The organism is Halomonas sp. E14 (assembly GCF_052568415.1).
Genome location: NZ_CP199423.1, coordinates 747,997 through 763,812, shown reverse-complemented (window position 1 = coordinate 763,812; position 15,816 = coordinate 747,997). Strand labels below are relative to the sequence as shown.

The window sequence follows — 15,816 nt, the reverse complement described above, 5'->3', positions numbered from 1 at the left end:
ACGTAGGGTGTTGCTAATGAAGTCGTTTGTCATGCCGGCAGTATAGCGCTGGAGCAGGCTCCACCCAACCGTGGCAACACCGATCCCGGGCGAAAATTCTGCTCATGCACAGCGACACGCTTGCATTGGGCCATAAATTGGGTAAGATACGCGTCGCCTGCCCAGATGGCGGAATTGGTAGACGCGCTAGCTTCAGGTGCTAGTGTCCTTACGGACGTGGAGGTTCAAGTCCTCTTCTGGGCACCATCGCTCTCTTCGAGGGTCTGGTCGGGTAGGCACCCACGCTCTTTGTCAGTTCGAGTCGCTCGTGTTCGCCCAGGTGGCGGAATTGGTAGACGCGCTAGCTTCAGGTGCTAGTATCCTTACGGATGTGGAGGTTCAAGTCCTCTCCTGGGCACCAGCCCAGACACGCGAACACGACGCAAGATGACGACTGCATGATGCGCCCAGGTGGCGGAATTGGTAGACGCGCTAGCTTCAGGTGCTAGTATCCTTACGGATGTGGAGGTTCAAGTCCTCTCCTGGGCACCACCGCTCTTTCGAGCGAACTGCGTCATGCAAGCTGAAGGCCTAGCAATGGCCGAAGCAAGAAGAGCAAGAGCAAGAGCAAGAGCAAGAGCAAGAGCAAGAGCAAGAGCAAGAGCAAGAAATGCTGCGAGCAACGCAGCAATCCAAGAAACCGTGACCTACCGCGGTTTTTTTGTGCCTGGTTTTTGCCTGGCTTGCATTTGGAATCCGCTCGCGCAGCGTTGCATCTTTTAGAAGCGGGCAGGCAGGCGAGCCACCCTGTCCAGGTCCCAGCCTTCCGCCACCACTTCCCCTTCCAGCACTTCCGCCACGCCGTCGGGCAAGCGCGGGAAGAAGTTGAGCCCCGTACGCGCCTCCACCTCGTCGATGCTCACCAGGTAAGCGTCCAGCGGCTCGTTGCCGCGTACCTCCTGGGGCATGATGAAGGCCAGCGCCATCGGCGCCTCGGCCGGCACCACGATAATCTTGTAGAAGGCTTCTGGAATCTCGACCAGCCCCACCCGGTTGGTGACGTTGTCGATGAAGCGCTCGGGGAAGACCGGACCGGTGATGACCTGCACCACGCCGAAACGCGGCACGAAGTGGTCGATCACTACTTCTTCCAGGCGCTGCCAGAGCCGCCGGTTGAGGTCGGGACGCTGGGGCGAGATGTTGCTCATCAGGAACGACTGCTCCTGGGCCTGGCGACCATGGACCACGGCGATAGCGTAGTTGGGCGCCAGGTGGCCGCGATCGTAGCCGCTGCCGAAATAGCTGTCGGCGGCGATCGGCCACAGCGTGCGCCAATCGCTGCGGAACTCGGGTCGGGGGCCGGCGCGCGGTTCCTCCACCTCATGCAGCAGGTAGCTGACCCACAGCGGATTGACCCGCACGTCCGACCAGCCCACCAGGAAGCCGTCGTTGCGCAGCACGCGGTGCACAGTCAGCGGGGTCAGGCTGTCCCAGGTGGGCACGCCCATCCAGCTCAGCTGGTCACGATACTCCTGCTCCTGGGCGTACCACAGGCCGCTGCCCACCAGCACGAAAATAAGGGTGATGCCGAACTGGCGGAGGCGGAAGCGCCCGGTGGAAAGCAGGGAGCGACGCCGCCTGCCGCGGGAACGTGCTAGGGCCATGTCTCGATCCGAAGGGTGGCGCCGCCGGCACGCTTGGGCACCGGCAGGCCGAGGTCAGCCAGAGGAGACTCGCCGGGCTACCAGCCCAGCGAGAACATGGTTTCAAGGTCGTGCCGGGAGTGTACCTGCATGGCATTCAGCGTCTCGGTGTCGCGGATGCCCTCGACGGCATTGAGGCGCTCGGTGACCAGCTCGGCCAGGCTCTCGAAATCGCGGGTTCGGGCAATCGCCACCAGGTCGTAGCGACCGCAGGTGGAATAGACCTCGCTGATTCCTTCGACGTCGGCAAGCCGCTCGGCCACCGCCTTCACCTGCCCCTTTTCGGTATTGATCAGGATCACGGCATTCTGCATCGACACTCCCCCGTTTGGCATTGCCGCGGGCGGCATGGGGCCGCCGCAGCCTGGCGCGAGTATAGCAGGCGAGCCGCGGCGGCTGAATGGCTCGCTCTGACGGCTAGCGTCACGCCTTAGTCACGCTTTAATGGCGCCCTATAGGCAGGGTGGCAGGAACACCACCGGGTAGCCGACAAACAGCGTCGCCCCCGCCGAGAAGAAGTAGACGCCGGCCGAGGTGTAGGCGAAGTAGCAGTCGCGGCGCACTTCCGCCCGGCGCGCCGCCTTGACGCCGGCCCAGGTCAGCCACAGCAGCCCCAGGGTGGTTGCCAGGGTGGCCAGCCCCACCCCGAGGTTGATGCCGGTCAGCATGTCGCGCCCGGGGTCCGGCGGCGCCACCGAGCAGGCCACCGAGAGACCGGCGTAGATCGCCACGAACCAGATCCCCCAGAGCGTGACACCGCCCACCAGGTGAATGGGATGAGTCAGTCGCAGCAGATGTCTCATGCGTCCCCTCCCAGCAGGGTCGGCATGACCCAGATCGCCACGAACAGGGTCCAGTAAACCACCAGGTTGTAGTACCACAGCCGCTGCACCACCACCGGCTCCATGGGCGCCTCCAGGCCGACATACCCATATCCCACGCGCAGCCCCTGCAGCAGGCACAGCACGCCACCCAGGGAGGTCAGAATCAGTACATAGCTCAGCGCCACGAACAGGGTGGCGTCGTGGGCGTTGTCGGTGGGGGCCAGGTCGGCTAGCCACATGACCGCCACGACCAGCCCCGCCGCGAGCGTACCCAGCCCCCCTGCGCTATACATCAGTACACCGAGTCCGGCGGCCTCGCGGCGGCGCAACCGGGCTACCAGCTTCGCCAGCAGCAGCGTGCCCAGGGTCAGCGCCACGCCGGCCGCGACCAGCAGCGGCAGCGAGAGCGGTGAGCTGTCGGGCATCTGCCACTCAGGTGCCACCACCCACAGGTAGAACCAGCCGAACAGCAGCGACAGGTAGAGCGAGCCGTTGGCCAGGTGAGAGACCGACATGCACCATACACCAGGACCATTCATGGTGCGGTAGTGCAGCGGCGGTTCAGTCGGCGCTCGGCTGGCCCCGGGCGCCACATTGGGGTGCGCGCCGTTCTCCCACGACCAGCGCAGCAGCAGCACCACTGCCACCAGCGCCGCTGCTGCCGCCACCCAGTAGACCCGCACCAGCAGGCCGATGCAGACCACCGCCAGCATCAGTGAGGAGAATAGCGGCCACCAGGAGTTGGTGGGCAGGTGAATGGTCTCGCGCAGCTTGCCGGTCAGGGCGTCGCTGCCCCAAGTCTCGCGCCGTCCATGGTCGATGGTATTGAGGCCATGCTGGCCCTCGTAGAGGGTGCGCGAAAGCTCGGGACGCTCCCATAGCGGGTGACGCGTCTCCACCGCGGGCAGGCTGACGAAGTTGTACGCCGTGGGGGGTTTGGGCATGGCCCACTCCAGGCCATCGGCGTTCCAGGGGTTCTGCGGCGCCTTTCTGCCGAAGCGGAAGTGCAGCGCCACATCCAGGATCAGCAGGGCCACCCCGGCCGACATCATGAAGCCGCCCACCGAGGAGATCAGGTTATAGATATCCCAGCCCATGGCGGTGTCGTAGGTGAAAACGCGCCGCCGCATGCCCAGCAGCCCCGTCCAGTGCATGACCAGGAAGGTGACGTTGAAGCCCAGGAAGATCAGCCAGAAGCTCCACTTGCCCAGCCGCTCCGACGGCATGCGTCCGGACACCTGCGGCAGCCAGTAGTAGAGCCCGGCCAGCAGCGGGAACAGCATCCCCCCCACCAGCACGTAGTGCATGTGGGCGACCACGAAGTGGGTGTCGTGGACCTGCCAGTTGAACGGCACCAGCGCCAGCATCACCCCGGTCAGGCCGCCCAGTACAAAGATCACCAGGAAGCCGACGATCCACAGCATCGGCAGCGTCATCTTCGGCCGGCCCAGCCACAGGGTGGAGAGCCAGACAAAGATCTGGATGCCGGTGGGAATGGCCACCAGCATGCTGGCCGCCGAGAAGAAGGCCAGCGCCAGCTGCGGGATGCCCAGGGTGAACATGTGGTGGACCCACAGGCCGAAGCTGACGAAGCCCATGATGACGATCGCCGCCACCACCCAGGCGTAGCCCACGATCGGGCGTCCGGCGAACACGGGGATCAGCGTCGAGACGATCCCCGCGCCGGGCAGGAAGATGATGTAGACCTCGGGGTGGCCGAACAGCCAGAACAGGTGTGCCCATAGCACCGGGTCGCCGCCCCCCGCCACCTCGAAGAATGGCATGCCCGCGGCGCGCTCGAGCTCCAGCAGGATGCTGCCGAGGATCAGCGGCGGGAAGCCGACCACGATCATCAATGCCATGGCCAGGATGTACCAGGCGAACAGCGGCATCTTGTGCAGCGCCATGCCCTGGGTGCGGGTGCGCAGGATCGACACCACCAGCTCCACGCCGGCGGAGAGCGCCGAGATCTCGACGAAGGTGATGCCCAGCAGCCAGAAGTCGGAGCCAGGCCCAGGCGAATAGTCGCCGCTGCTCAGCGGGGTATACATGAACCAGCCGCTCTCCGGCGCCATCTCGAGCACCATGCTGGAAGCCAGGATGATGCCGCCGAACAGGTAGCAGTAGTAGCCGAAGGCGGTCAGGCGCGGGCACACCAGATCCCGCGCACCGATCATCTTGGGGATCATGTAGATCGCCAGCCCCTCGAGAATGGGAATGGCGAACAGGAACATCATCACCGTGCCGTGCATGGTGAAGACCTGGTTGTAGATCTCGTGCGACATGAAGGCGTTATCGGGAAAGGCCAGCTGGGTGCGGATCAGCATCGCCAGCAGGCCACCGATCAGGAAGAAGATCGCCCCGGTCACCATGAAGCGCAGGCCAATGGTGGTGTGGTTCACCACAGTCAGCGCCCTTAGGCCCTTAGGATTGCCCCACACCCGATCCAGGCCTTCGTGCAGCCGCCGGGTCTCGGGGGGCAGGGAAGCGTTCGAGGTATCGCTCATGGTTGCAACGTCTCCAGCCAGGCGCCGATGTCCTGCAGCGTCTCGTTATCGAGGTGGTTGTGGGGCGGCATGCGGTTGCCCGGCTTCAGTGTCTGGTGGAACTGCAGCCAGTAGGCGATCGCCCCCTCCTCCCGGGCCATGACGCCGCTCCCCAGGGTCGGGCGCGAGCCAATATCGCTGAGATCGGGCCCGAGGATGTCATGGGCCACGTCATCGTGAATCAACTCGGCGGGAAAACCGTCGACCCGGTGGCAGGCAGCGCAGTGCTCGCCGAAGGCCTCGCGCGCATCGTCATGGCCGGCCAGCTGCGCGGGCGCCGTACGGCGTGCCGCCAGCCAGGCGTCGTACTCCTCGCGCTCCACCGCCTCCACGTGTAGCAGCATGTTGGTGTGCTGGGCGCCGCAGAATTCGGCGCACTGGGCGCCGAACACGCCAGGCGCATCGGCTTCTAGCCGGATGGTCGTGTGGCGGCCCGGCACCATATCGCGCTTGCCGCCCAGGCGGGGGATCCAGAACGCGTGGATCACGTCTGCACTGGTGATGCGGAAATCGACGGGCTCGCCGGCCGGCATCACCAGCCGGTTGGCCGTCACCACCTCGCCCTCCTCGTCACCGGGGTAGCGAATCTCCCACCACCACTGGTGACCGATCACCTCGATGACCTCGGCGCTGCCCCCGTCGGGCAGCGGCAGCGGAATCATGCTGCGCCCGGTGGGAGCGGCGAAGACCAGCAGCAGCACGATGCTGATGATGGGCAGCGCCAGGCCACCCCCCAGCACCCAGCGCAGCATGATGCGGTGCTCCTGCTGGGCGGTGCGCTCCGGCGGCGGCGCTTTTCGCCAGAACGTGTAGAGCCAGAGCGAGAAAAGTGCGACGGAGACCACTAGGCTTACGATCAGCATGGCCCACCACACCCAGTACTGGGAGCGTGCCGCCGGGCCGGAGGGATCGAGGATCGACATCTCCCCGCCGCAGCCTGCCAGCAACAGGGCGGGCGCCGTGGCCAGCATCGCAGGCCGGCGCAGGCGGTTGACCCACCGGCAGCAGGCGCGTTGAATGCCAGTAGACAAACCCATCCGATCGCAAAGGACGCGAACATGGCCGAGACACAACCCCGTTCGATCAAGAGTCGTGCCGCCATTGCCGGCCACCCGCTTCACCCGGTGATGATCCACTTCCCCATCGCCTGCCTGATGCTGCTGGTGCTCAGCGACGGCGCCTTCCTCTACACCGAGGACTTGTTCTGGGCTCGCGTCAGCCTGTGGCTGGCGGGAATCGGCGCGCTGGGCGGCTGGGTCGCCAGCGTCGCGGGGTTGATCGACCTGGTCACCGTGCGCCGCATTCGGCACATGATTCTGGGCTGGTGTCATGCCATCCTGGCGGTGATGATGCTGTCTCTCGCCTCGCTCAACTGGCTGTGGCGCTATCAGGATATCGTCGACCTGCTGCCCTGGGCCATCGGGCTGACCCTGCTCACGGCGGGCCTGATCATGCTGGCCGGCATTCTCGGTGGCATGCTCGTCTATGACGAGGCGGTGGGGGTGGAAATCGACGACAAGTAGCGCTGGCCACTCGCGCCCTGGTGAATCGCGCATCTTGACTCTCCTTGTCCAGCCTCAATCGAAGGGCTTGCTGAGTACCAGCACCAGCACCGCCAGCATCAGCGCGGCCGACAGCATTGCGATGGCCGCACTGATCGGCACCAGCCCCCAGCGCTTGCCCTGCTCCAGGCGCACGATCAGGGCGCCGCACAGCACATGGCACAGCACCATACCGGTCACAGCGCCAAGCTTCAGCGCCAGCCAACCGCCGATCAGCTGCCCGACGATGAACAGCAGGGTGCCGCTGGCGATGGCCAGCAGGGCAAAAGGGGTGGCCACTCGGGTGAAGAGAAACCGCAGGACGACCGGCGCCGGCACGTCGAGGGACGATGCCGCTCGCGGCCTGGCGCTGGTGATGAGCAGTGCCGGGAGATAGAGCAGAACGCCGCACCAGCACAGCAGTGTGGCGATATGAACAATTTTTATCCACGGCATGACAGCATCCTTGCAGTTGCAGTGTCCACCCACCCTAGCCAAAGTGGGGAGCAAGCGCCAGGGCTTCGCTTGCGCTGAAACGCCGGCCACGCGCCGCCGGTGCGAACTTCCGACCAGCGGTCGGGTCGTAGCTGGTGAGTCAGCGCTTGCCCACGCTCTCGGAACATTTCCCTACGCCCCCACATGAACCCCAGCGGCAGGGCCGGAAAAACCGGGTATGCTCACCCCTCTGGTTCCGAGCCCCAAGGAGACACCATGGCCAAACAGAGTCGGCGCGATTTTCTGCGCATTACCCTTCTCGGTGCCGCTGCACTACCCCTGGGCATCGGCCTCGTTTCACGCCAAGCTTTCGCCCAGACGCTGCCGCGACTCAACCCAGCCGACGAGCAGGCCCAGGCGCTGAACTACGTGACGCGAGCCGAGCAGGCCAGCGATCACCCCGCCTACGCACCGGGCGAGGCCTGTCGCAACTGCATGTTCTTTGACCCCGCGACCGAAGGCTGCCAGCTGTTCCCGCAGCACAGCGTGGAACCCCAGGGGTGGTGCCAGTCCTGGGTATCGGCGAACTGAACCCTTGGGACGCACGGCACGAGCAGGCCTGGCCCACTCGTGCCGCTTCAGTTCCCCCGCCCCTCCTCGTCGGGCAGTGGCCATTGATAGCGCCGCGCCACCGCCCCCTCCCCGCCGAGCGATTCAAGATAGACGGGGAACCCCCACAGCTGGTGCAGGTGGCGAATTACCGGGTAGACGCTGCGCGCCAAGGGGCGGCGGCTGTCCTGCACATGATGCAGGGTCAGCGAGCGGTCGCCGCGCACATTGGCCGAGTAGACCTGGATATTGGGCTCCCGCAGCGATAGCGCATACTGGGTGGCCAGCGCCTCGCGCACCCGGCGGTAGCCACGCTCGTCGTGAATCGCGGTTACCTCCAGCATCTCCTCCTGGTCGTCGTCCACCACGGTGAAAAGCTTCAGGTCGCGAATCACCTTGGGCGAGAGGTACTGCTGGATGAACGACTCGTCCTTGAAGTTGCGCATTGCGAAGTGCACGGCCTCCAGCCAGTCGCCGCCCGCGGTATCGGGGAACCAGGCGCGATCCTCGTCGGTGGGGTTTTCGCACATTCGCTTGATGTCGCTGAACATGGCGAACCCCAGCGCATAGGGGTTGATGCCGCTGTAGTAGGGGCTATCGAAGTCGGGTTGGTTGACTACCGCGGTATGCGACTGCAGGAATTCGAGGATCAGCCCCTCGTCGACCAACCCATCGTCGTAGAGACGGTTCATCAGCGTGTAATGCCAGAACGAGGCCCAGCCCTCGTTCATCACCTGGGTCTGGCGCTGCGGGTAGAAATACTGGGCTAGCTTGCGCACGATGCGCACGATCTCGCGCTGCCAGGGTGCCAGCAGCGGCGCGTTCTTCTCGATGAAATAGAGCAGGTTTTCCTGGGGCTCGGGCGGATAGCGTCCGCCTTCGCGCAGGCCAAGGGGATCCTCCTCACTGCTCAGCGAACCGGGCAGGCTATCTGCCGAGGGACGCCCCGGAATGGTGCGCCAAAGGGTATTGACCTGCGCCTGCAGGTACTCCTCGCGCTCCGCCTGGCGGCGCATCTCCTCTTCGGCCGAGATCGGCGAAGGCCGCTTGTAGCGATCGACGCCGTAGTTCTGCAGCGCGTGGCAGGCATCGAGCAGCTGCTCCACCGCCGCGATACCGTGGCGCTCCTCGCACTGGGCCACGTACTTGCGGGCAAAGACCAGGTAATCAATGATCGAGCTGGCGTCCGTCCAGGCGCGGAACAGGTAGTTTCCTTTGAAGAAGGAGTTGTGCCCGTAGCAGGCGTGCGCCATCACCAGCACCTGCATCATCAGGGTGTTCTCCTCCATCAGATAGGCGATACAGGGGTCGGAGTTGATCACCAGCTCGTAGGCGAGCCCCATCTGCCCACGGCGGTAGGCCTGTTCCACCGCCAGGAACTGCTTGCCGAACGACCAGTGATGGTAGCCCACCGGCATGCCCACGCTGGCATAGGCATCCATCATCTGTTCGGTAGTGATGATCTCGATCTGGTTAGGGTAGGTATCCAGCCGATACTCGTCGGCCAGGCGTGCCAGCTCCTTTTCGAAGGTTTCCAGAATCTCGAAGTTCCAGTCGGAGCCGGTGGCGATCGGCTTGCGTCGGGTCATGGTGCCTCCTCGTACGCCCTAGTTGACGGCTCGACGCCGGAACAGCTCGCGGAACACGGGATAGATGTCCCCCGCCTCGACGATCTGGCGCATGGCGAAACGCTGGGGAAACTCGGCCGCCACCGTCTCATACTCCTCCCACAGCGCCTGGTGGGCATGCGGCGTGATCTCCACGTAGGTATAGTACTGCAGCCGCTGCATGAGCTTCTTCATCAGCAGCTCACGGCAGGACACCGAATCGTCGTCCCAGTTATCGCCGTCCGATGCCTGCGCCACGTAGAGATTCCACTGGCTTGGTGGATAGCGGCGGGTGATGATCTCGTCGACTAGGGTCAGGGCGCTGGAGACGATGGTGCCGCCGGTCTCGCGCGAGTAGAAAAACTCCTCTTCGTCGACCTCCTTGGCCGCCGTATGATGGCGCACGAACACCAGCTCGACCTTTTCGTAGTTGCGCTCGAGAAAGAGGTAGAGCAGCAGGAAGAAGCGCTTGGCGATGTCCTTGTGGGCCTGGGTCATGGAGCCGGAGACATCCATTACGCAGAACATCACCGCCTTGCTCGAGGGCTGAGGCTGGTTCACCAGGTTGTTGTAGCGCAGGTCGTAGGTGTCGATGAACGGCACCGCATCGAGCCGCTTCTCCAGCCGCTCGATCTCGGCCTTGAGCTCGGCGATCCGCGCCGGGTTGCGCAGCACCGGATCCTTGCGCTCCTCCTCATCTAGCGCTTCCTGGGCGTCGCGCAGCGCACGCCGGATGGGCGCGCGCATGGCGATGCGCCGCGCCTGCGCCTCGCGCATGGAGCGCACGATATTGATCCGCGACGGCACACCGTCGCGGGTGACCCCGGCGCGAACCGGTTTCACTTCCTCGAGATCCTTGAGCGCCTTGCGCTCGAGGTGGGGAAGCTCCAGTCCGTCGAATACGAAGTCGAGGAACTCGTCGCGGGAGAGGGAGAAGGCGAATTCGTCCATGCCTTCGCCCTGGTCGGAAGCGTTGCCCTCGCCGGAGCCGCCACCGCCGCCGCCCCCTCCGGGGCGGCGGATGCGATCCCCCTGCACGAACTCCTTGTTGCCGGGGCTGACGATCGTGCGCTTGCCGCCCGGCCCATGCTGGAACACCGGCTCGGAGATGTCGCGGCTGGGAATCGAGACCTTCTCGCCACGCTCCATGTCGGTGATCGAGCGCCGGTTGACCGCCTCCTCCACCGAACGCTTGATATGCGTCCGGTAGCGGTCGAGAAAGCGCTGGCGATTCACGGCACTCTTGCGCTTGGCATTGGCGCGTCTATCGATGAAATAGGTCATGTGACCTCCTGAAGCCACGCCGGTTACTGCGACTTGCGCACCCGCAGGTACCACTCGGAAAGCAGCCGCACCTGCTTTTCGGTGTAGCCCCGATCTTTCATCCTGGCCACGAAGTCCTCGTGCTTCTTCTGGTCGGCGGCCGAGGCCTTGGCGTTGAAGGAGATGACCGGCAGCAGCTCCTCGGTATTGGCGAACATCTTGTGCTCGATCACGCCGCGCAGCTTCTCGTAGGACTGCCAGCTCGGGTTCATGCCGTTGTTCTGGGCACGCGCCCGCAGCACGAAGTTGACCACCTCGTGGCGGAAGTCCTTGGGGTTGGAGATCCCGGCCGGCTTCTCGATCTTCTCCAGCTCCTCATTGAGCGACTGACGGTTGAACAGCTCGCCGGTTTCCGGATCGCGGTACTCCTGATCCTGAATCCAGAAGTCGGCGTAGGTGACGTAGCGGTCGAAGATGTTCTGGCCGTACTCGGAGTAGGACTCCAGGTAGGCGGTCTGGATCTCCTTGCCGATGAAGTCGACGTAGCGAGGTGCCAGGAACTCCTTGATGAAACGCAGGTAGCGATCGAAGGTATCCTTAGGCAACTGCTCCTGCTCCAGGCGCTGCTCCAACACATACAGCAGGTGCACCGGGTTGGCGGCGATCTCGTGATTGTCGAAGTTGAATACCTTCGACAGGATCTTGAAGGCAAAGCGGGTCGAGAGCCCGTCCATCCCTTCGTCGACTCCTGCGGCGTCGCGGTACTCCTGGATCGATTTGGCCTTGGGGTCGGTGTCCTTGAGGTTCTCGCCGTCGTAGACGCGCATCTTGGAGTAGATGCTGGAATTCTCCGTCTCCTTGAGCCGCGAGAGCACCGAAAACTGCGCCAGCATGCGCAGGGTATCGGGCGCACAGGGCGCCTGGTCGAGCGAAGAGTGCTCGAGCAGTTTTTGGTAGATCTTGATCTCTTCGGTCACGCGCAGGCAGTAGGGCACCTTGACGATGTAGACGCGGTCGAGGAAGGCCTCGTTGTTGCGGTTGTTGCGAAACGCCTGCCACTCGCTCTCGTTGGAGTGGGCCAGCACGACGCCGTCGAAGGGGATCGCCCCCATGCCCTCGGTGGGGTTGTAGTTGCCCTCCTGGGTGGCGGTGAGCAGGGGGTGGAGCACCTTGATCGGCGCCTTGAACATCTCGATGAACTCCATCAGGCCCTGGTTGGCCTTACACAGGCCGCCGGAGAAGCTGTAGGCATCCGGATCGTCCTGGGAGTAGAGCTCGAGCTGGCGAATGTCGACCTTGCCCACCAGCGAGGAGATGTCCTGGTTGTTCTCGTCGCCCGGCTCGGTCTTGGAGATCGCCACCTGGTTGAGCCGCGACGGGTACAGGCGCACCACCTTGAACTGCGTGATGTCCCCCCCGTACTCCTTGAGCCGCTTGGCCGCCCAGGGCGACATGATGCTCTTCACGTAGCGGCGGGGAATGCCATACTCCTTCTCCAGCAGCTCGCCATCCTCTTCCGGAGAGAACAGCCCGAGCGGCGACTCGTAGACCGGCGAACCCTTGATGGCATAGAAGGGAATCCGTTCCATCAGCAGCTTGAGCCGCTCGGCCAGCGATGACTTGCCGCCCCCCACCGGCCCCAGCAGATACAGGATCTGCTTGCGCTCCTCCAGGCCCTGGGCGGCATGACGGAAGTAGGCCACGATCTGTTCGATCGCCTCCTCCATGCCGTAGAACTCGGAAAAAGCCGGATAGCGGCGGATCACCTTGTTGGAAAAGATCCTGGAGAGCCGCGAATCTCTGGCGGTGTCGATCACTTCCGGCTCGCCGATGGCCTTGAGCATGCGCTCGGCAGCACTGGCGTAGGCCATGGGGTCCTCACGACACAGTTCCAGATACTCCTGCAGGCTCATCTCTTCCTGCTGGACCTGAGTAAAGCGGTTCTGCACATGATCAAAGATGCTCATCGAAACCTCCTGTTTGCCCACCCCGACGACGATCCGTTAGCCGGTTAGTCGTCATGAGTTACCCATCAGACTAGACAGCTTCCGGGCGACATGGGGACAAATTCTCAACGCAGGGGGGCAGTCACCACTTGAGAGTACCGATCAGGGAGAGGGTTCGCTTGCGCGCATTCAGGGTTTAAACGCTGAAAGGACGCTGGTAAAAAAACCGGGCTGCCGGACTGGAAAACCGTAGACGACACGCCGCGCCGTGCATGTGCACCCTACCGACGGAAAAACAATGCGACCCGCCGGAAGGCGGGTCGCAGCGGAAGCTTCACAGCGAGAAGGAAGTCACGCAGAGGATTATCGCCAGCGTAGCCGATACGGCACAAACTGCTGTCAACGTTTGTCGCTACAGCCCCGCCGCCACGCGCGTGCCTTGGTCGATGGCACGCTTGGCATCCAGCTCCGCGGCCTCATCGGCACCACCGATCAAATGCACGGCCACGCCGGCTGCCTGCAGCGGCTCGAGCAGTTCGCGCACCGGCTCCTGCCCGGCACAAACCACCACGGTGTCCACCTCGAGCAGCCGCTGTTGCTCCTGGTGGCGGATACGCAGCCCCTCATCGTCGATCGCGAGATACTCGCAGCCAGCCAGGGTCTCCACGCCGCGGTGCTTCAACGACGCCCGGTGCACCCAGCCCGTGGTTTTGCCCAACCCCTTGCCGGGCTTGGAGTGCTTGCGCTGCAGCAGCACCACCTCACGCGGCGTTTCAGGCTTGCTGGGAGGCGCCAGGCCACCGCGCCCGGATACGCTGAGGTCGACCCCCCACTCGGCACACCATGCGGCAGTATCCAGGGCCGGATGACCGATATGGGTCAGAAGCTCGGCCACATCGAAGCCGATGCCACCGGCACCGATCACCGCCACCCGACGCCCCACGCGCTCGGGGTGGAGGATGGCCGCCGGATAGCTCATGACCTTGGGATGGTCGATGCCCGGCAGCTCCAGCCGCCGCGGGCGCACCCCCGAGGCCAGGATGACCGCATCGAATTCGAGCAGCCGCTGCACGTCGGGCTCGGTACGCAGCCGGATCGAGACGCCGTGCTTGTCGAGCATTACCTTGAAGTAGCGCAGCGTCTCGTCGAACTCCTCCTTGCCGGGAATCTTGCGGGCGAGGTTGAACTGCCCACCCAGCTCAGCGGTGCGTTCGAACAGCACCACCCGGTGTCCACGCCGTGCCGCGGTGAGCGCCGCCGCCATCCCCGCCGGCCCACCGCCCACCACGGCGACATCTCGCGGCGTCTCGGCCGGCTCGATCACCAGCTCGGTCTCGTGGCAGGCCTGGGGGTTGACCAGGCACGAAGTGAGCTTGCCCTGGAAGGTGTGGTCCAGGCACGCCTGGTTGCAGGCGATGCAGGTATTGATCTCGTCGTCGCGCCCCTCAGCCGCCTTAGCCACCCACGCCGGGTCGGCGAGGAACGGGCGCGCCATTGAGACCATGTCGGCATGCCCCTCGGACAGCACCCGCTCGGCCACCTCCGGCATGTTGATGCGGTTGGTGGTGATCAGCGGGATCGAGAGCTCGGCCTTCATGCGCCGGGTGACCTCGGTGAAGGCCGCCCGCGGCACGCTGGTGACGATGGTCGGCACCCGCGCCTCGTGCCAGCCGATGCCGGTATTGATCAGGCTGGCGCCGGCCGCCTCGACGGCACGCCCGAGCGTCACCACTTCCTCCCAGGTGCTGCCCTCTTCGACCAGGTCGATCATCGACAGACGGAAGATGATCAGGAAGTCGTCGCCCACCGCCTGGCGAATTCGCGACACGATCTCGACGGCGAAGCGCATGCGCTGCTCGAAAGGCCCACCCCAGCGATCCTCGCGCTGATTGGTGCGCCGACACAGAAACTGGTTGATCAGGTAGCCTTCGGAACCCATCACCTCGACGCCGTCGTAACCCGCCTCGCGCGCCAGAGAAGCGCAGCGCACGTAGTCGGCAATCTGCCCTTCCACTTCCTCGTCGCTGAGCTCACGCGGCGCAAAGGGATTGATCGGGGCCTGGATCGGCGACGGTGCCACCAGTTCGGGCGAATACGCATAGCGCCCCGCGTGGAGAATCTGCATGCACAGCCGGCCACCTTCGGCATGCACCGCCTCGACCACCTGGCGGTGGTCTTCCACCTGCTCGGCGCGCTCCAGCGTGGCCGCCCCTTGGAATACCGCCCCTTCCGGATTGGGCGCGATACCCCCGGTGACGATCAGGCCGACGCCGGCACGGGCACGTTCGGCATAGAAGGCGGCAAGCCGCTCGAAGCCGCCTCGCGTTTCTTCAAGGTTGGTATGCATGGAGCCCATCAGCACACGGTTGGGCAGCGTCAGGTGGCCCACCTCGAGCGGACGGAAAAGATGAGGATAGCGCACGCCGAACTCCTTCTTGGGTCGAGTCACGGTTATTTTCAAACAACTGTATGATAGCCAGGCGGCGGGCGCAAAGGAAAAGCGCGATTTGGCGAGAGCGACGGGTATTGCAGGCCACGCTGGCTCGGCGCGTCCTGGAGGCACGCGCTCAGGCAGGCCCGGTCACGGAACCGGCAGAGCAAGGAGTATAGACAAAAACGAGAAGACCCCGAGCATAGGCTCAGGGTCTCGGAATTCGATGGCGGACCGGACGGGACTCGAACCCGCGACCTCCGGCGTGACAGGCCGGCATTCTAACCGACTGAACTACCGGTCCGCGTGGTGGGTGATACCGGATTCGAACCAGTGACCCCCAGCATGTGAGGCTGGTGCTCTAACCAACTGAGCTAATCACCCACGGATAACGCAACGACTTACTGCTAGTTTTGCTAGCACAATTTTTTGCAGGCTATGCGATTACTTCAACTAGCTTTTTTACTACCACTAGCCTTTTGCCGTCATGCCATCGTGGCGGACCGGACGGGACTCGAACCCGCGACCTCCGGCGTGACAGGCCGGCATTCTAACCGACTGAACTACCGGTCCACAATCGATGACACTAGCGGTGGAAACATTGGCGGACCGGACGGGACTCGAACCCGCGACCTCCGGCGTGACAGGCCGGCATTCTAACCGACTGAACTACCGGTCCGCTGCGTGCTTCCTACGTGATCGGGATCGCCGAGGCGATGGTGGGTGGTACAGGGTTCGAACCTGTGACCCCCAGCTTGTAAGGCTGGTGCTCTCCCAGCTGAGCTAACCACCCCTAGTCACGTGGCGCTGAATTCTACAGAGATTCCGTACGTTGTCAACGCCCTTCGAAACCAGCCCTGCGAATTCAGCGTTTTCAAGGCAGAGCCGACCGCTCAGCCGACGCCGCACCCACGACACCCGCTCGCAACGAC

Annotated in this window: 12 protein-coding genes and 8 tRNA genes; 5 read left to right on the top strand and 15 right to left on the bottom strand. The window is 64.1% G+C overall.

Features of this window, described 5'->3' with window-relative positions; genetic code table 11:
• Window positions 1-159 precede the first annotated feature (159 nt).
• The 3 genes from ACT7B3_RS03505 to ACT7B3_RS03495 all read left to right on the top strand — a co-directional run bounded on the left by ACT7B3_RS03505 (window position 160) and on the right by ACT7B3_RS03495 (window position 531).
• A tRNA-Leu gene (locus ACT7B3_RS03505) sits at window positions 160-246 on the top strand.
• A 67-nt stretch (window positions 247-313) separates the two neighbouring features.
• A tRNA-Leu gene (locus ACT7B3_RS03500) sits at window positions 314-400 on the top strand.
• A 44-nt stretch (window positions 401-444) separates the two neighbouring features.
• Window positions 445-531, top strand: a tRNA-Leu gene (locus ACT7B3_RS03495).
• A gap of 227 nt (window positions 532-758) precedes the next feature.
• Here ACT7B3_RS03495 and ACT7B3_RS03490 read toward each other — a convergent pair.
• From ACT7B3_RS03490 to coxB, 5 genes are all read right to left on the bottom strand, one after another.
• Window positions 759-1,643, bottom strand: coding sequence for a DNA/RNA non-specific endonuclease (locus ACT7B3_RS03490; protein WP_444678350.1), 885 nt, complete (start codon window positions 1,641-1,643; stop codon window positions 759-761).
• Between the two features lie 77 nt (window positions 1,644-1,720).
• Window positions 1,721-1,996 carry an Lrp/AsnC family transcriptional regulator gene (locus ACT7B3_RS03485; protein WP_086508531.1) on the bottom strand — a complete coding sequence of 92 codons (276 nt, stop codon included), beginning with the start codon at window positions 1,994-1,996 and terminating at the stop codon, window positions 1,721-1,723.
• Between the two features lie 138 nt (window positions 1,997-2,134).
• Window positions 2,135-2,485 (bottom strand): hypothetical protein, encoded by a 351-nt coding sequence (locus ACT7B3_RS03480; RefSeq protein ID WP_444678351.1) that lies wholly within the window; start codon window positions 2,483-2,485, stop codon window positions 2,135-2,137.
• Complete coding sequence (gene ctaD / locus ACT7B3_RS03475; protein ID WP_445156865.1) at window positions 2,482-5,013, bottom strand: cytochrome c oxidase subunit I; 2,532 nt, start codon at window positions 5,011-5,013, stop codon at window positions 2,482-2,484. Before ctaD ends, ACT7B3_RS03480 begins: the two co-directional genes overlap by 4 nt.
• Window positions 5,010-6,089 (bottom strand): cytochrome c oxidase subunit II, encoded by a 1,080-nt coding sequence (gene coxB / locus ACT7B3_RS03470; RefSeq protein WP_445156864.1) that lies wholly within the window; start codon window positions 6,087-6,089, stop codon window positions 5,010-5,012. Before coxB ends, ctaD begins: the two co-directional genes overlap by 4 nt.
• A 21-nt stretch (window positions 6,090-6,110) precedes the next feature.
• Between coxB and ACT7B3_RS03465 the strand changes: the two genes are divergently transcribed.
• Complete coding sequence (locus ACT7B3_RS03465; RefSeq protein ID WP_444678354.1) at window positions 6,111-6,575, top strand: DUF2231 domain-containing protein; 465 nt, start codon at window positions 6,111-6,113, stop codon at window positions 6,573-6,575.
• A gap of 54 nt (window positions 6,576-6,629) precedes the next feature.
• Here ACT7B3_RS03465 and ACT7B3_RS03460 read toward each other — a convergent pair whose 3' ends face one another.
• Window positions 6,630-7,049 carry a CopD family protein gene (locus ACT7B3_RS03460; protein WP_444678355.1) on the bottom strand — a complete coding sequence of 140 codons (420 nt, stop codon included), beginning with the start codon at window positions 7,047-7,049 and terminating at the stop codon, window positions 6,630-6,632.
• 255 nt (window positions 7,050-7,304) lie between these two features.
• On the opposite strand from ACT7B3_RS03460, the gene ACT7B3_RS03455 reads away from it, so the two are divergent.
• Window positions 7,305-7,619, top strand: a complete 315-nt coding sequence (locus ACT7B3_RS03455) for a high-potential iron-sulfur protein (protein WP_444678356.1) — start codon at window positions 7,305-7,307, stop codon at window positions 7,617-7,619.
• A 47-nt stretch (window positions 7,620-7,666) separates the two neighbouring features.
• On the opposite strand, the gene ACT7B3_RS03450 is transcribed toward ACT7B3_RS03455, so the two are convergent.
• From ACT7B3_RS03450 to ACT7B3_RS03410, 9 genes are all read right to left on the bottom strand, one after another.
• Window positions 7,667-9,226 (bottom strand): SpoVR family protein, encoded by a 1,560-nt coding sequence (locus ACT7B3_RS03450; RefSeq protein WP_445156863.1) that lies wholly within the window; start codon window positions 9,224-9,226, stop codon window positions 7,667-7,669.
• Window positions 9,227-9,244: 18 nt separating this feature from the next.
• Entirely contained in the window at window positions 9,245-10,528 is a 1,284-nt protein-coding gene (locus tag ACT7B3_RS03445) for a YeaH/YhbH family protein (RefSeq protein WP_445156862.1), read from the bottom strand.
• 23 nt (window positions 10,529-10,551) lie between these two features.
• Window positions 10,552-12,474 carry a PrkA family serine protein kinase gene (locus tag ACT7B3_RS03440; protein WP_445156861.1) on the bottom strand — a complete coding sequence of 641 codons (1,923 nt, stop codon included), beginning with the start codon at window positions 12,472-12,474 and terminating at the stop codon, window positions 10,552-10,554.
• A gap of 391 nt (window positions 12,475-12,865) precedes the next feature.
• A complete protein-coding gene (locus ACT7B3_RS03435) occupies window positions 12,866-14,902 on the bottom strand; it encodes an FAD-dependent oxidoreductase (protein ID WP_445156860.1) in 2,037 nt (678 codons plus the stop codon).
• A gap of 209 nt (window positions 14,903-15,111) precedes the next feature.
• Window positions 15,112-15,188, bottom strand: a tRNA-Asp gene (locus tag ACT7B3_RS03430).
• A gap of 3 nt (window positions 15,189-15,191) precedes the next feature.
• Window positions 15,192-15,268: transfer RNA gene (locus ACT7B3_RS03425), tRNA-Val, on the bottom strand.
• A 112-nt stretch (window positions 15,269-15,380) separates the two neighbouring features.
• A tRNA-Asp gene (locus ACT7B3_RS03420) sits at window positions 15,381-15,457 on the bottom strand.
• A 29-nt stretch (window positions 15,458-15,486) separates the two neighbouring features.
• Window positions 15,487-15,563, bottom strand: a tRNA-Asp gene (locus ACT7B3_RS03415).
• Between the two features lie 38 nt (window positions 15,564-15,601).
• Window positions 15,602-15,677, bottom strand: a tRNA-Val gene (locus ACT7B3_RS03410).
• Window positions 15,678-15,816: the final 139 nt, after the last annotated feature.

Coding starts and splice junctions, on each gene's coding strand:
- ACT7B3_RS03490 (WP_444678350.1), bottom strand. CDS start 1,643: ATGGCCCTAGCACGTTCCCGCGGCAGGCGGCGTCGCTCCCTGCTTTCC.
- ACT7B3_RS03485 (WP_086508531.1), bottom strand. CDS start 1,996: ATGCAGAATGCCGTGATCCTGATCAATACCGAAAAGGGGCAGGTGAAG.
- ACT7B3_RS03480 (WP_444678351.1), bottom strand. CDS start 2,485: ATGAGACATCTGCTGCGACTGACTCATCCCATTCACCTGGTGGGCGGT.
- ctaD (WP_445156865.1), bottom strand. CDS start 5,013: ATGAGCGATACCTCGAACGCTTCCCTGCCCCCCGAGACCCGGCGGCTG.
- coxB (WP_445156864.1), bottom strand. CDS start 6,089: ATGGGTTTGTCTACTGGCATTCAACGCGCCTGCTGCCGGTGGGTCAAC.
- ACT7B3_RS03465 (WP_444678354.1), top strand. CDS start 6,111: ATGGCCGAGACACAACCCCGTTCGATCAAGAGTCGTGCCGCCATTGCC.
- ACT7B3_RS03460 (WP_444678355.1), bottom strand. CDS start 7,049: ATGCCGTGGATAAAAATTGTTCATATCGCCACACTGCTGTGCTGGTGC.
- ACT7B3_RS03455 (WP_444678356.1), top strand. CDS start 7,305: ATGGCCAAACAGAGTCGGCGCGATTTTCTGCGCATTACCCTTCTCGGT.
- ACT7B3_RS03450 (WP_445156863.1), bottom strand. CDS start 9,226: ATGACCCGACGCAAGCCGATCGCCACCGGCTCCGACTGGAACTTCGAG.
- ACT7B3_RS03445 (WP_445156862.1), bottom strand. CDS start 10,528: ATGACCTATTTCATCGATAGACGCGCCAATGCCAAGCGCAAGAGTGCC.
- ACT7B3_RS03440 (WP_445156861.1), bottom strand. CDS start 12,474: ATGAGCATCTTTGATCATGTGCAGAACCGCTTTACTCAGGTCCAGCAG.